The sequence below is a fragment of the Agromyces sp. NPDC058104 genome, from assembly GCF_042884835.1.
In the GTDB taxonomy this organism is placed as follows: Bacteria; Actinomycetota; Actinomycetes; order Actinomycetales; family Microbacteriaceae; genus Agromyces.
Genome location: NZ_JBHVTD010000001.1, coordinates 294,234 through 307,320 on the forward strand (window position 1 = coordinate 294,234; position 13,087 = coordinate 307,320).

Genomic DNA, 13,087 nt, shown 5'->3' on the forward strand with positions numbered 1-13,087 from the left:
GAGTCTCCCGAGGCGAAGTATTCGGCACATGATGAATAGCTCGGATGCCCCGCAGCACGGGCCGTCCGCACCGGCGGCGATCATCGCGCAGGACCTCTCGGTGCACCGCGGCGGCGCCGCCGTCCTCGACGGCCTCTCGCTCGCCGTCCCGAGCGGCATGATCGTCGGCCTGCTCGGCCCGAGCGGCAGCGGCAAGACGACGCTCATGCGGTCGATCGTCGGCGTGCAGGTCGTGAAGTCGGGCACCATCGAGGTGCTCGGCCGCCCCGCCGGCTCGCCCGAGCTCCGCCATCGCGTCGGCTACGTCACGCAGCAGGCGAGCGTCTACGACGACCTCACCGTCCGGCAGAACCTCGCGTATTTCCGGCGCGTCCTCGGGGCACCGGCCTCCGACGTGGCGCGGGTGATCGAGCGCACCGATCTCGGCACGGTCGAGCACCGGCTCGTGGGCACGCTCTCGGGCGGCCAGCGAAGCCGGGTCTCGCTCGCGGCGGCACTGCTCGGCTCCCCCGAGCTGCTCGTGCTCGACGAGCCGACGGTCGGCCTCGACCCCGTGCTGCGCGTCGAGCTCTGGGACATGTTCCGCGGCCTCGCCGACGAGGGCGCCACGCTCCTCGTCTCGAGCCACGTGATGGACGAGGCCAAGCGCTGCGACCGGCTGCTGCTGATGCGCGACGGCGCGCTGCTCGCCGACGACACCGTGCGAGGGGTGCTCGAGGTGACGGGCACCGACGACATCGAGACGGCGTTCCTCAGGCTCATCGAGCGCGGCGAACCCGACCTGCGACCGCGCGACGCCGACGAGGAGGCATCCCGATGACCCTCACCCGCACCTTCGCGACCGCGGGCCGCGTACTCGGCCAGATCAGGCACGACCACCGCACGATCGGGCTCCTGCTCATCGTGCCGAGCCTGCTGATCGGGCTCGTCGCCTGGATCTTCGTCGACACCGACGTGTTCAGCGACATCGGCCCGGCGATGATCGCGCTGTTCCCGTTCATCGTGATGTTCCTCGTGACGAGCATCTCGACCCTCCGCGAGCGCCGCAGCGGCACGCTCGAACGCCTCCTGTCGATGCCGCTCGGCAAGGGCGACTTCATCCTCGGCTACGGGCTCGCGTTCGGCGTGCTCGCCGTCGCGCAGACCGCGATCGCCGTGTCGTTCGCCGTCTGGGTGTGCGGCCTCGAGATCGAGGGCTCGATCTGGCTGCTCTTCGCCGTCGCGGTCGCCGACGCGCTGCTCGGCACCGCGCTGGGCCTCCTCGCGAGCGCGTTCGCCCGCACCGAGTTCCAGGTGGTGCAGTTCATGCCGCTGCTCGTGTTCCCGCAGATCCTGCTCGGCGGCATCTTCATCCCCCGCGACCAGCTGCCCGCGGCGCTCGAGGCGATCAGCGAATGGCTGCCGCTGAGCTTCGCGATCGACGCCCTGCAGGCGGTCGCCGCCGACAGCGAGTCGCCCGAGTGGATCGCGACGAAACTGCTCGTGATCGGCGCGTGGATCGTCGGATCGATCGTGCTCGGCTCGATCACCCTGCGTCGACGCACCCCCTGACGCAGCTTTCGTGCGTCCCTCTCGACAGGCGCACCCGGGCCGGGCCATGATCGTCACACCGTTCACCCGACCGAAAGAGAGATCGATGCGAAAGCCACTTCTCGCAGCCCTGGCCGTCGCCGCCACCGTCTGCGGACTCGCGCTGGGCGCCGCTCCGGCCCAGGCCTCGACGGGCGGAACGCCCGACGGCGAGCTCCACCCCGACGTGGGCCTGATCGCGTTCTACGACAGCACGGGTCGCTACCGGTGCAGCGCGACGCTCGTCTCGCCGACCGTCGTCATCACCGCGGCGCACTGCACGCTCGGCACGCTGGGCAAGACGCTCGTCACCTTCGACACGTTCCTCGACGACGCCCCGCCGTCGTTCCTGCCGGTCGCCGCCGACCCGGCCGCGGGCTACACCGCCGAGGAGCTGGCCGCTGCGGGCTACGTCTCGGGCACCGCGTACACGCACCCCGAGTACTCCGACTTCACCGACACCCGCAACTGGAACGACGTCGGCGTCATCGTGCTCGACGAGCCGCTCGCCTCGCACGGCGACGGCTACCCCGAGATCGCCGCGACCGGCACGCTCGACGAGATCCCGCAGCGCGCGCTCTCGAAGACGCTGTTCACGGCCGTCGGCTACGGCACCGAGGTGCGGCAGGAGGGCGACAACAAGAAGCCCGAACCCGAGAGCTACCCGATCCTGCGGCGCTACGTCGACATGCCCGGGCAGAAGCTCACCCCGCAGATCCTGCAGACCAACGGCAACGAGAAGGACCCATGGGGCACGGGCGGCACGTGCTTCGGCGACTCGGGCGGCCCGGTCTTCCTCGACGGCGAGCTCGTGGCCGTGACGAGCTACGGCTACACCTCGAACTGCCGCTACCTCGGCGGCTACCAGCGCGTCGAGATCCCGGTCGTCGACGAGTGGCTGGCCGAGTTCGGCCTCTGACCGGCTGAGGCGATGAGCGGGGTGGATGCCACGGGCTCCGCCCCGCTCGTGCCGCTCAGGCCGTGACGCGCACCCCGCCGAGCACTCGCTCGAGGTACGGGTTCTGGAAGCGGCGCTCGGGGTCGAGTTGGTCGCGCACGGCGAGGAAGTCGTCGAAGCGCGGGTACACCTCGCGCAGGGTCTCGGCCGTCTGGGTGTGCATCTTGCCCCAGTGCGGACGGCCCTGGTACGCGCGCATGATGTCCTCCACGGCGGTGAAGTACTCGCGCTGGTCCTCGCGGAAGTAGCGGTGGACGGCGATGTAGCCCGAGTCGCGACCGTGCGCCGTCGACAGCCAGTTGTCGTCGGCCGCGGCGGCGCGCACCTCGATCGGGAAGCTCACCCGCCAGCCCTTGCGCTCGATGAGCGCGCGCACCTCGCGGAAGGCGTCGGGCACGGCTGCGAGTGGCACCGCGTACTCCATCTCGCGGAACCGCACCGTGCGGTTGGTGACGAACACCTTCGGCGAGAAGTCGGCGAAGTCGCGGTCACCCGTGATCTTGTCGACCTGGCGCGCGAAGAACGGCGTCGTCGAGGGGGCGATCCGCCCGAGCGCGCAGATGCCGCGGTAGAGCCCGTTGGCCAGCAACTCGTCGTCGATCCAGCGCGAGACCGCGCCGATGGGCGAGCGAGGGGCGTCGCCCGGCAGGCGGGTGTTCGTCTTGGTCAGCGCGGTGTCGGTGTGCGGGAACCAGTAGAACTCGAAGTGGTCGGCGCCCTGCACCCGGGGCATCCACTCGCCGAGCACCTGCTCGAGCGGTTCGGGCTTCTCGACCGCGTGCAGCACGTACCGGGGGGCGAGCTGCAGCGTAAGTTCGACGATGACGCCGAGCGCACCGAGCCCGAGGCGGACGGCCGGCAGGAGCTCGGCCCGCTCGGTCTCGCTGACGGTGATGAGCTCGCCCGTGCCGGTCACGAGCTTCGCCGCGACGATCTGGGTGGCGAGGCCGCCGAAGCCGAGCCCGGTGCCGTGCGTGCCCGTCGAGGTCGCGCCCGAGATCGTCTGCCGGTCGATGTCGCCCATGTTCGGCAGCGCGAGCCCGTAGGGCGCGAGGAGCGCGGGCAGCTGGTGCAGGCGCGTGCCCGCCGCCAGGGTGACCCGGCCGGTCGCCACGTCGGCGTCGACGACGCCCGAGAGCTCGGTGAGGTCGAGCTGCACGCCCGGCGCCACGGCGATGCCGGTGAAGCTGTGGCCCGATCCGACGGGCTTGACGCGCAGGCCGCTCGCCGCCGCCGACTGCACGGCGCGCTGCACGGCCTCGGGCGAGGAGGGGCGCTCGACCCGCAGCGGCCGCACCTGCTCGGTCCGGCCCCAGTTGCGCCAGGTTGCTCCGGTCGCGGTCACAGGAACGCCATCCCTTCTCCCCGATACGTCGGGATCATCTCCACCGTCTCGTCTCCGTCGACGACGGCGAGCTCGTTCAGGTGCTCGGCGAGCTCGCCCGACTTGGTGTGGCGGAACCAGACCCGGTCGCCCACGGCAAGCCGGCGCGCGGCGCGACCCGACACGGGCGTCTGCACCTCGCCGGCCATCTCGCGCGGCTCCATGACGAGCCCCTCAGGCCAGACGATGCGCGGCAGCCGGTCGGGCGCGGGCGGACCCGACGCGACCCAGCCGCCGCCGAGGATCGTCGCGTGCGCCGCACTCGGGCGGCGAACGACGTCGAGCGCGAACGCCGCGGCGGGAGCGGGCGTGAAGTGCTCGTATCCGTCGAACAGGTGCCCGCCGAAGAGTCCCGACCCCGCGGCGATCTCGGTGACCGCAGGATCGGCCGAGGTGCGCTCGAGCGATCCGGTGCCGCCGCCGTTCACGAACTCGAGGTCGGCGTGCTCGCGCACCGCGGCGACCGCGCGGGCGCGACGCTCGAGGAGCTCGGGCATCGAGCGCGACTGCATCCAGCGATTGACGGCGCCGTCGACCGGCCGGCCCGCCGGACGGTTCACGACACCCGCGATCTGCGCCTCGTACGACATCATGCCGACGAGCTCGAAGCCGGGCCGGCGCACGATGTAGGCGGCGAGCGCCCCCGCGTCGGCCGGGGCGTGCACGGGCGAGCGCCGCACGCCGAGGTGGCCGAGCACCGGGGCGTCCCAGGAGGCGTCGAGCTCGAGGCAGACCCGGATCGTCTCGCGGCGTCCGGGCGGCAGCACCGAGTCGATGAAGTCGAGCTGCGCGGGCGAGTCGACCATGAGCGTGATGCGCGCGGCGAAGTCGGGGTCGGTGGCGAGGCGGGCGAGGCTCGCCCGCTCGGCCGTCGGGTAGCCGACGACGATGTCGTCGACCGTGTCGGCGAGCCACAGCGCCTCCGCCAGGGTGTACGCGAGCACGCCCCGGTAGCCCGGCATCTCGAGCAGCGACTCGATGACGCTGCGCACGCGCACCGACTTCGACGCGACGCGGATGGGGGTGCCGTTGGCACGGCGCAGCATGTCGAGCGCGTTGTGCCGCAGCGCCCCGAGGTGGAGCGCGCCGACGGGCGCGTCCAGGTGGGCGGTCGCCCCGGTGAGGCGCGGCCAGTACTCGGCCGGGGCCAGCCAGCTCGAGGCGTCCGTCGTGGGGCTTCCGGTCATCCGGAGGTCGAGCATCGTCATCACCTCACGCTCCGCACGCGCGCGACCGCGAACGCTCCGGCGGTCGAGAGCGCCGCGCCGAGCAGGAACACGAGCATGAAGGAGCCCGAGACGACGACCGCGGCGGCGCCGATCATCGGCGCGACGGCCTGGGGCACGGCCGAGGCGATGTTCATGATGCCGAGGTCCTTCCCGCGGCTCGTCGCGTCGGGAAGCACCTGGGTGGCGAGCGCCTGGTCGACCGAGAGGAAGCAGCCGTAGCCGAGGCCGAGGAGGCCGGCGCCGATCATCGCGACGGTCAGGTCGGGGAACAGGCCGAGCAGCAGCGCCGCGACGGCCTGCAGCGCCGACGCCACGAAGACGAACTGCTTGCGCCGCCCGAGCTTGTCGGAGAGCTTGCCGCCGAGGAGGGAGGCGAGGATCACGAACACCATGTAGATGAGGGTGAGCACGATCAGGTCGGCTTCGGCGTTCTCGTCGTTCAGCTGGAACATGAGGAAGTAGAGCAGGAGGCTCGTTCCGAGCGCGTTGCCGGTCGAGACGAGCACGCGGCTGAGCAGCGTCCAGCCGAAGTCGGGGTGCTTCCTCGGGCTGATCCAGAATCCGGAGACGATGGTGCGGAGCGTCATCGGGGTGCGCAGCGCCGGCGCGAGCGGCTCGTCGTGCCGGGTGAGGAACGGCACCGCGAGCACCAGCAGGAGCGCCGCGAGCAGGAGGTAGCCGAGCGAGGCGTCGGTCACCAGCTCGGTCACGAGGATGAGCCCGACGATGATGCCGACCGCCTGCGGCGCCGACATCCAGCCCGACACGAATCCGCGCTGGTTCACCGGCACCTGGTCGGAGATCGTCGCGGTGAGCGCGGCGGTCATGATGCAGAAGCCGATGGATGCCACGACCCACGCGGTGCCGATCGCCCACATCTCGGTCTGGAAGCCGAGCGCCACGAGCGAGGCGGCGAAGACGAGCCCGCCGATGAGGATCCAGGGCCGGCGACGACCGAACCGCGAGCTCGTGCGGTCGGACAACGCGCCGGTCAGGGGGTACGCGATGATCGTCGCGATCGCCGCGATGCCCGAGATCGTGCCGAACGCGACGACGGAGTCGACCCAGTGCTCGGGCCGGAGCTCGGCGTCGATCTGCGCCGGCAGCAGCAGCTGGACGGGGGTGAGCTGCGCCATCCAGATGCCGAACCAGACGGTCGCGAAGGACGCGATCCATCCTGCGCCGATGCGACGCGTCGGTTCGGCGAATGCCGCGGGGGTGGTGGGGGCGCCGGGGGCGTCGGCACGCGTCATCGGGTGTCGGCCATTCTCGTGATTGCGTCGGCGGCCGCGTGCGCGACCGCCCGGGCGGCGTCGTCGTCGCGGTCGACGAGCCAGGTGAGGGTGAGTCCGTCGGTGAAGGCGACGAGCACGCGCGCGACGCGTTCGACGGGGACCGTCCAGCGCGCGCCGGCGAGCTCGGCACCGAGCTCGAGCGACTGCGCTGCGAGGGCGATGTACTTCTCGTACTGGGCGGCTGCGAGGGGCTGCCGCTCGGGCGAGCGCAGCGCGTACTGGGTGAGTTCGAGCATCGCCTGCTCGTGCTCGGGATCGGCCTTCAGGTGCTCGAAGTATCGGAGGATGCCCGCCTCGACGAGCTCGAACAGGCTGAGTCCCTCGACCTCCTCGGGCGTCACCGCCTGCTGTTCACGCGCGACCACCGTCGAGATCAGCTCGTCGATGAGCTCGTCGCGCGACTCGAAGGCGTAATGGAAGCTCGCGAGGCTCATGCCCGCCTCGGCGACGATCGCACGAGTGGTCGCCTGGGCGAGCCCCTTGCGGGAGACGACGATGAGCGCAGCGGCGACGAGCGCAGCTCGTCGCTCGGGGGCGGGGATTCGGGCCACGTTGCTCCTCTCGACTGCGATGCCGACGAAGTGGGACGATCGTCCCAGTCGGATCAGTATGCACGAAAACGCTACGGCATGCATGTTCGGCAGCGACTACGCTCGCAACATGCGTCTCGGTGTTCTCGATGTCGGCTCCAATACGGTGCACCTCCTGGTGGTCGACGCGCACCGCGGCGCCCGCCCCATTCCGATGACCTCGCACAAGTCGGTGCTGCGGCTCATGCGCTACCTCGACCGCGACGGCGCCATCAGCGACGAGGGCATCGCCGCCATCATCGAGGCCGTCGGGTCCGCCGCTGCCGCCGCGCGCGAGGCCGACATCGACGAGTTCCTCCCGTTCGCGACCTCGGCGATCCGCGAGGCCGCGAACGGCGAGCAGGTGCTCGCCCGGGTCGCCCGCGAGACGGGGGTCGAGCTGCAGGTGCTGCCCGGCGAGGACGAGGCGAACCTCACCTTCCTCGCGGTGCGGCGCTGGTACGGCTGGTCGGCCGACAACCTCCTGCTCTTCGACATCGGCGGCGGCTCGCTCGAGCTCACCCAGGGCGTCGACGAGATCCCCGATGTCGCGCGCTCGGTCCCGCTCGGCGCCGGGCGGTCGACCGTCGAGTTCCTGCCCGACGACCCGCCCTCGGAGGCGCAGGTCGCACGGCTCCGCGCGCACGCCCGCGAACTGCTCGCCGGCGAGGTCGGCGCGTTCCGCGACCTGCCCTCCCCCGATCACGTCGTGGGCTCGTCCAAGACGATCCGCTCGCTCGCGCGGCTCGCCGGCCACGTCGCCGACGGCGTCGGCTCGAACGACCGCTACGTCCTCACGCGGCGCGGCCTCGACGACTGGACGCCGCGGCTCGCGAAGATCCCGGCCGACGCCCGCCCCGCGCTGCCGGGCATCACGGCCGATCGCACGTTCCAGATCGTGGCGGGCGCGGTGGTGCTCTCCGAGGCGATGCGCGCATTCGGAGTGCGCGAGCTCGAGGTCTCGCCCTGGGCGCTCCGGGAGGGGCTCATCCTCCGACGCCTCGACCTCATGGACTGAGCGGCGCCCGGTACGGGCATCCGGCGCAGCAGCGGCGGCCGCGCACCCCCATGCGCGAACCGCCGCTGATCCTGTGCCGAGCTACCCGGCGATCGCCTTCGCCTTGAGCTGCTCGTACTCGGCGGCGTTGATCGCGCCCGAGTCGAGCAGGCGCTTCGCCGTCTCGATCTCGCTCGCCGACGACGCACCGCCGGTGCCGGCGACGCTGCGGATGTACTCGTCGCTCTGGGCCTGCATCTGCCGCGTCTCCTGCAGGCGGCGCTCGGCCATCGAGTTGCCGCGCGCGATCAGGTAGATGAACGCCGCGAGGAACGGCAGGAACACGAGGAAGATCACCCACAGCGCCTTCGCCCAGCCGTTCAGCGTGTGATCGCGGAAGATGTCGATGATGACGGTGATGAAGATCCAGATGCACGCGATCAGGATGTAGAACCAGAAGAGCCAGACGAGGAAGTCCCAGAAGCTGTTGTTCACTGTGGTGCCCCTTTCGAGCCTCGGCGTGACCGTCGCGCCGGAGTGCCTCGACACTAGACCCCCGCCGGGACCGCGCGCATCACCTTATTCGGGGTATATCGGTGGGCGGCTGCGGCCGGTACTGTCGGTGCCCGTGTCGGCGGCCGGGCTTCCGCACCGCCGGGCTCCCGCGGGCTCTCGAACCGGGACGGCGGACGCTCGAGGTGCTCCCGCTGGGCCTCGAACCCAGACTGAAGCTCGGGCTCAGGCACAGCGCCGCCGTGGAGGTGCTCCCGCTGGGACTCGAACCCAGACTGAAGCGCGGGCTCAGGCACAGCGCCGCCGTGGAGGTGCTCCCGCTGGGACTCGAACCCAGACTGAAGCGGGTTTAAGCCGCCTGCCTCTGCCGATTGGGCTACGGGAGCGCGCCCGGAGACGCCGAACGCGGCGCCGCCCCGAAGGGCGACGCCGCGTCTCAGCTTAGTGAGGGGCCGTGCGCTACTTGGCGGCGACGGGCTCCTTCTTGGCGGGCTTGGCCTTGGCGGCCTTCGCCGCGTCGGCGGCCGGCGCGGGCGCCTCGGCTGCCGGCGGCTTCGGACGGGCCGCGAAGAGCTCGAACTGGGCGCGCGGGTTCTGCACGGCCTCGAGCGCGACGATGTCGCGGCCGAGCCAGAAGTTGTTCCACCAGCCCCAGAACACGCGGAACTTGCGCTCCCAGCTGGGCATCGCGAGGCCGTGGTAGCCGCGGTGCGCGAACCAGGCCAGGAGGCCCTTGATCGCGAGCTTGCCCGACTGGAACACGCCCGAGCCGATGCCGAGGCCGGCGACCGCACCGAGGTTCTTGTGGAAGTACTGCTTCGGCTCCTCGCCGCGGAGCACCGCGACGATGTTCTTCGCGAGCAGCTTGCCCTGACGCACCGCGTGCTGGGCGTTCGGCACGCAGTAGCCGCCGACGCCGCCGCCCGACAGGTCGGGCACGGCCGAGATGTCGCCGGCCGCCCAGGCGTCGGCCACGATCTCGTCGTCGTCGCCGACGCGGAGGTCGGCGCGGGTCTTGATGCGGCCGCGCTCCTCGACGGGGAGGTCGCTCGTGCGCACGATCGCCGGGTTCGCCATGACGCCGGCGGTCCAGACGATGAGGTCGGACTCGAAGCTCTCGCCCGTCGACAGCTCGATCTTGCCGTCCTGCGCGCTCGTGAGCTGCGTGTCGAGGTGGATCTCGGCGCCGCGCTGAGCCAGGTGCTTGATGACCCAGTGGCTCGTCTCGAGCGAGACCTCGGGCATGATGCGGCCCATCGCCTCGATGAGGTGGAAGTGGGTCTCGTCGAAGGTCAGCTGCGGGTAGTACTCGAGCAGCGAGCTCGCGAAGGAGCGCAGCTCGGCGAAGACCTCGATGCCGGCGAAGCCGCCGCCGACGACGGTGACGGTGAGCAGTCGCTCGCGCTCGGGGCCGGCGGGCAGCGTGGCCGCACGATCGAAGTTCGAGACGAGGCGGTCGCGGATCGCGACGGCCTCTTCGATGGTCTTCAGGCCGATCGCGTTGTCGGCGATGCCGGGGATCGGGAAGGTGCGCGACACGGCGCCGCCGGTCACGACGACGACGTCGTACTCGAACTCCCACGGCTCGCCGAGCGCGGGGGTGATCGTCGCGGTCTTGGCGGCGTGGTCGATCTTCGTGACCTTCGCCGTGACGACGTTGGTCTTCTTCAGGTGGCGACGCTGCGAGGTGACCGCGTGGCGGGCCTCGATCGAACCCGCCGCGACCTCGGGCAGGAACGGCTGGTAGGTCATGTAGGGCAGCGGGTCGACGACCGTCACCTCGGCCTCGCCGGCGCGCAGCCACTTCTCGAGCTTCCACGCCGTGTAGAACCCCGCATAGCCACCGCCGACGATGAGAATCTTGGGCACGGTGAATGGACTCCTCAGTATCTGGTGATGCGGCCTGATGCGTGCGATCACTGCTCGCGAGTGCGGACAGTCCGCCTGGTATGCCGAGTGGCGCCGATGCCCAACAGCGCTGCTAGCGTACCAAATCCTGCGACGAGCGAGAGCGGCACCGTGATGTAGGCCAGTGTCCACGGTGTCGGGAGCAGCGTCGCCGTGCCTTCGTCGGCCGGCGGCGGCGGGTCGGCGATCGGCACGATCTCCGACTCGGGCGAGTCCGTCGGCTGTGCCGTCGACGAGGCGCGCCGGTGCAGCGTGATCCATTCCTCGAGGCTGCCGAGCGGATTCGCGTCGACCGACTCGACGTCGGCCTCGAGCGCCGGCACCGGGTCGATCAGCCCATAGCCGTACAGGGGGCTCGGCACCTCGTGCCCGTTCGGGTCGGCGGTCTGGATGACCCGGTTGATGACGTTCGCGGCGTCGAGCTCGGGGTACTCCGCCCGCACGAGCGCCACGAGGCCCGAGACGAGCGGGGTCGCCCCGCTCGTGCCGTCCCAGATGACGACGCGGCCGTCGGGCCTGACGCCCACCAGGTCTTCGCTCGGGGCGGCGACGCCGAGCGTGATGCCCTGCGAGCTCGCGTCGAGGCTCGCGTTCTTCTCCTTGTCGACGCCCGCGACCGCGAGCACGCCCGGGATCGTCGCAGGCGCGCCGACCTCGGTCGTGCCGCTGCCCCGGTTGCCGGCCGCGGCCACGACGACGACGTCGTGCTCGAAGGCGTAGAGGAACGCGTCGTCCCAGCTCTCGGGCCAGTCGCGCGTGTTGCGGGTGAGCGACATGTTGATGACGTCGGCGCCGTTGTCGACGGCCCACTTCACGCCCTCGGCGATCTGCTCGTCGTTCGACTTCTCGGCGCCGGTGTCCTGGCCGAACGCGACCGACACCGTCAGCAGCTCCGCCTCGGGCGCGACGCCGATCACGCCGGCGCCCTCGCCCGTGCCGCGCCCGGCGAGCAGCGACGCGACCATCGTGCCGTGGCCGCTCTCGTCGGGGTCGCCGACGGGCGTCTGCCCGTCGGGCGTGCCGAGGCCCGAGACATCCGTGCCGCCGACGACGGCGCCGCGGAGCTCCGCGACGTTGCCGTTCACGCCGGTGTCGATGATCGCGACGGTGACGCCCTCCCCCTTGGTGGTGTTCCAGGCCGTCGTGAAGCCGTAGTCGCCGAGCCAGTACTCGTAGTCGCGCACCGTGTCGGCGTGCGCCGGCGCGGCGCCCGCGAGCAGCACCACGGCGGCCGCGACGGCGGCGGTCGCGGACTTCGCGGCCGTCCTGAGCAGCCGGCTCGGGCGACGGGTCATTCGGTGTCGACTCCGTAGTCGGGGCAGCGGCAGACGTTCGGCGACCAGCTCGATCGCTCGAGGGCGAGGTCGCCGATGGGGTTCAGCCCCGGTCCGGCCGCGAGCGACTGCGCGGCGAGCGCATGCAGGCACTTCACCCGGGTCGGCATGCCGCCAGCCGAGATGCCGTCGACCTCGGGCACGTCGCCGAAGAGCGCGCGATCGGCGAGGTACTCGCGGTGGGCCTGCTCGTACGCGGCACGGACCTCGTCGTCGCTCGCGAGCAGCTCGGTGCACTCGACCATGAGCTGCGCCGCCTCGAGGAACGACATCGCGGCCGTCGCCCCCGGGTGCGAGAGGTAGTAGAACGTCGGGAACGGCGTGCCGTCGGCGAGGCGAGGGGAGGTCGCGACGACCGTGGGCGCGCCGCAGACGCACCTCGCCGCGATGCCGACGACGTTGCGCGCCGGGCGGCCGAGCTGGGCCGACACGATCGCGAGGTCGCGCTCGGTCACGCTCTCGAACGGGGGCCGGGTCATCGTGCACCCTCCGCATCGGGGGTCGCCGGGGCGTCGTTCGCCGGCGCCGCCGGGTCGCCCGCCTCGGGGGCCAGCCCCGCGGTCATCACGGAGTCGAGCAGGGTGCGCATCCAATCGCCCTTCGATTCGGTCACTTCGGCCGAGACCGCGGCGGCGTCCTGCGCCTTCGCGGCCTCGCTGCGGTCGTCGATGACGAGGTAGCTGACCTCGCCCGGCATCACGTAGTACAGGCGTTCACGCGCCTGCGTGACGATGAACGTCTCGTCGTTCCAGCGCTCGCGCTCGTCGCGCAGGCGCTGGACCTCGGACTCCTGCGCGGCGACCGCCGCGCGCAGCTCGGCGAGCTGCGCGCGCTGCTGCGCGAAGGCCGCGATCGTCGGTGCGAGCACCACGACCGCGAGCACGAGCACTCCCAGCATGATGAGCGAGAAACCTGAGAAACGGATGCCACTGAGCCACCCCGCGCGCACGGCATCGGTCGAGCCGCCCACGGCAGGCGCCCCCGACCGCGGCGTCGCCGAACCGGCTCGCCCGCGCTTCGGTGCGCGGGTGGCGGCGGGCTTCGCGCCCGGCTGCTTCGGGTTCGACGCTGCGGTGCCCGACGACCTCGTGCTCGGCGACTTCGCGTTCGCGTTCGCGGCCTTCGCGCCGGAGGACTTCGCCTTCGCGGGCTTCCCGCCCGCTGCGGAGCCGGCGGCGCCGCGCTTCGCGGGCGAGGCCGACGCCGAGCCATCGCCCCCCTGGCCCTGCGGCGCGCGCGAACGCGGCGTGCGCGCTCCGGCGGGGTTCGCCGGCCTCCGGGGGTTGCGGGGGGAATCGTCGTTCATCGCCCCTCCTCCGGCCTGCCCGGTG

General features: G+C 71.7%; 13 protein-coding genes and 1 tRNA gene. 4 read left to right on the plus strand and 10 right to left on the minus strand.

From position 1 onward, the window contains the following. The first annotated feature begins 28 nt into the window (after positions 1-28). From ACFVTH_RS01350 to ACFVTH_RS01360, 3 genes are all read left to right on the plus strand, one after another. The gene (locus tag ACFVTH_RS01350; RefSeq protein WP_387085926.1) at positions 29-820 is read left to right on the plus strand and encodes an ABC transporter ATP-binding protein; all 792 of its coding nucleotides are present in this window, start codon (positions 29-31) and stop codon (positions 818-820) included. Then, positions 817-1,551, plus strand: a complete 735-nt coding sequence (locus ACFVTH_RS01355; RefSeq protein WP_387085929.1) for an ABC transporter permease — start codon at positions 817-819, stop codon at positions 1,549-1,551. Before ACFVTH_RS01350 ends, ACFVTH_RS01355 begins: the two co-directional genes overlap by 4 nt. Positions 1,552-1,636: 85 nt before the next feature. Further along, positions 1,637-2,488: a trypsin-like serine protease gene (locus ACFVTH_RS01360; RefSeq protein WP_387085932.1), complete on the plus strand. Its 852-nt coding sequence runs from the start codon at positions 1,637-1,639 to the stop codon at positions 2,486-2,488. Between the two features lie 55 nt (positions 2,489-2,543). Here the strand turns inward: ACFVTH_RS01360 and ACFVTH_RS01365 are convergent, their stop codons facing one another. The 4 genes from ACFVTH_RS01365 to ACFVTH_RS01380 are packed head-to-tail and all read right to left on the minus strand — an operon-like array spanning position 2,544 to position 6,986. After that, positions 2,544-3,872 (minus strand): D-arabinono-1,4-lactone oxidase, encoded by a 1,329-nt coding sequence (locus ACFVTH_RS01365; protein WP_387085935.1) that lies wholly within the window; start codon positions 3,870-3,872, stop codon positions 2,544-2,546. Then, positions 3,869-5,113 (minus strand): alanine racemase, encoded by a 1,245-nt coding sequence (locus tag ACFVTH_RS01370; protein ID WP_387088671.1) that lies wholly within the window; start codon positions 5,111-5,113, stop codon positions 3,869-3,871. The genes ACFVTH_RS01365 and ACFVTH_RS01370 overlap by 4 nt, the downstream gene beginning before the upstream one ends. Positions 5,114-5,118: 5 nt before the next feature. Then, entirely contained in the window at positions 5,119-6,393 is a 1,275-nt protein-coding gene (locus tag ACFVTH_RS01375; protein ID WP_387085938.1) for an MFS transporter, read from the minus strand. Then, positions 6,390-6,986, minus strand: coding sequence for a TetR/AcrR family transcriptional regulator (locus ACFVTH_RS01380; RefSeq protein ID WP_387085941.1), 597 nt, complete (start codon positions 6,984-6,986; stop codon positions 6,390-6,392). Before ACFVTH_RS01380 ends, ACFVTH_RS01375 begins: the two co-directional genes overlap by 4 nt. A 109-nt stretch (positions 6,987-7,095) precedes the next feature. On the opposite strand from ACFVTH_RS01380, the gene ACFVTH_RS01385 reads away from it, so the two are divergent. Continuing rightward, positions 7,096-8,022, plus strand: coding sequence for a Ppx/GppA phosphatase family protein (locus ACFVTH_RS01385; RefSeq protein WP_387085944.1), 927 nt, complete (start codon positions 7,096-7,098; stop codon positions 8,020-8,022). 81 nt (positions 8,023-8,103) lie between these two features. Here the strand turns inward: ACFVTH_RS01385 and ACFVTH_RS01390 are convergent, their stop codons facing one another. The 6 genes from ACFVTH_RS01390 to ACFVTH_RS01415 all read right to left on the minus strand — a co-directional run bounded on the left by ACFVTH_RS01390 (position 8,104) and on the right by ACFVTH_RS01415 (position 13,062). Continuing rightward, positions 8,104-8,496, minus strand: a complete 393-nt coding sequence (locus tag ACFVTH_RS01390) for an SHOCT domain-containing protein (RefSeq protein ID WP_387085946.1) — start codon at positions 8,494-8,496, stop codon at positions 8,104-8,106. A gap of 330 nt (positions 8,497-8,826) precedes the next feature. Further along, a tRNA-Leu gene (locus ACFVTH_RS01395) sits at positions 8,827-8,900 on the minus strand. A gap of 73 nt (positions 8,901-8,973) precedes the next feature. Then, positions 8,974-10,383: an NAD(P)/FAD-dependent oxidoreductase gene (locus ACFVTH_RS01400; protein ID WP_387085949.1), complete on the minus strand. Its 1,410-nt coding sequence runs from the start codon at positions 10,381-10,383 to the stop codon at positions 8,974-8,976. A gap of 47 nt (positions 10,384-10,430) precedes the next feature. After that, the gene (locus tag ACFVTH_RS01405) at positions 10,431-11,717 is read right to left on the minus strand and encodes a S8 family serine peptidase (protein WP_387085952.1); all 1,287 of its coding nucleotides are present in this window, start codon (positions 11,715-11,717) and stop codon (positions 10,431-10,433) included. After that, positions 11,714-12,235, minus strand: a complete 522-nt coding sequence (locus tag ACFVTH_RS01410; protein WP_387085955.1) for a DUF501 domain-containing protein — start codon at positions 12,233-12,235, stop codon at positions 11,714-11,716. Before ACFVTH_RS01410 ends, ACFVTH_RS01405 begins: the two co-directional genes overlap by 4 nt. After that, positions 12,232-13,062 carry a septum formation initiator family protein gene (locus ACFVTH_RS01415; protein ID WP_387085958.1) on the minus strand — a complete coding sequence of 277 codons (831 nt, stop codon included), beginning with the start codon at positions 13,060-13,062 and terminating at the stop codon, positions 12,232-12,234. Before ACFVTH_RS01415 ends, ACFVTH_RS01410 begins: the two co-directional genes overlap by 4 nt. Positions 13,063-13,087: the final 25 nt, after the last annotated feature.

Coding starts and splice junctions, on each gene's coding strand:
- ACFVTH_RS01350 (WP_387085926.1), top strand. CDS start 29: ATGATGAATAGCTCGGATGCCCCGCAGCACGGGCCGTCCGCACCGGCG.
- ACFVTH_RS01355 (WP_387085929.1), top strand. CDS start 817: ATGACCCTCACCCGCACCTTCGCGACCGCGGGCCGCGTACTCGGCCAG.
- ACFVTH_RS01360 (WP_387085932.1), top strand. CDS start 1,637: ATGCGAAAGCCACTTCTCGCAGCCCTGGCCGTCGCCGCCACCGTCTGC.
- ACFVTH_RS01370 (WP_387088671.1), bottom strand. CDS start 5,113: ATGCTCGACCTCCGGATGACCGGAAGCCCCACGACGGACGCCTCGAGC.
- ACFVTH_RS01375 (WP_387085938.1), bottom strand. CDS start 6,393: ATGACGCGTGCCGACGCCCCCGGCGCCCCCACCACCCCCGCGGCATTC.
- ACFVTH_RS01385 (WP_387085944.1), top strand. CDS start 7,096: ATGCGTCTCGGTGTTCTCGATGTCGGCTCCAATACGGTGCACCTCCTG.
- ACFVTH_RS01405 (WP_387085952.1), bottom strand. CDS start 11,717: ATGACCCGTCGCCCGAGCCGGCTGCTCAGGACGGCCGCGAAGTCCGCG.
- ACFVTH_RS01410 (WP_387085955.1), bottom strand. CDS start 12,235: ATGACCCGGCCCCCGTTCGAGAGCGTGACCGAGCGCGACCTCGCGATC.
- ACFVTH_RS01415 (WP_387085958.1), bottom strand. CDS start 13,062: ATGAACGACGATTCCCCCCGCAACCCCCGGAGGCCGGCGAACCCCGCC.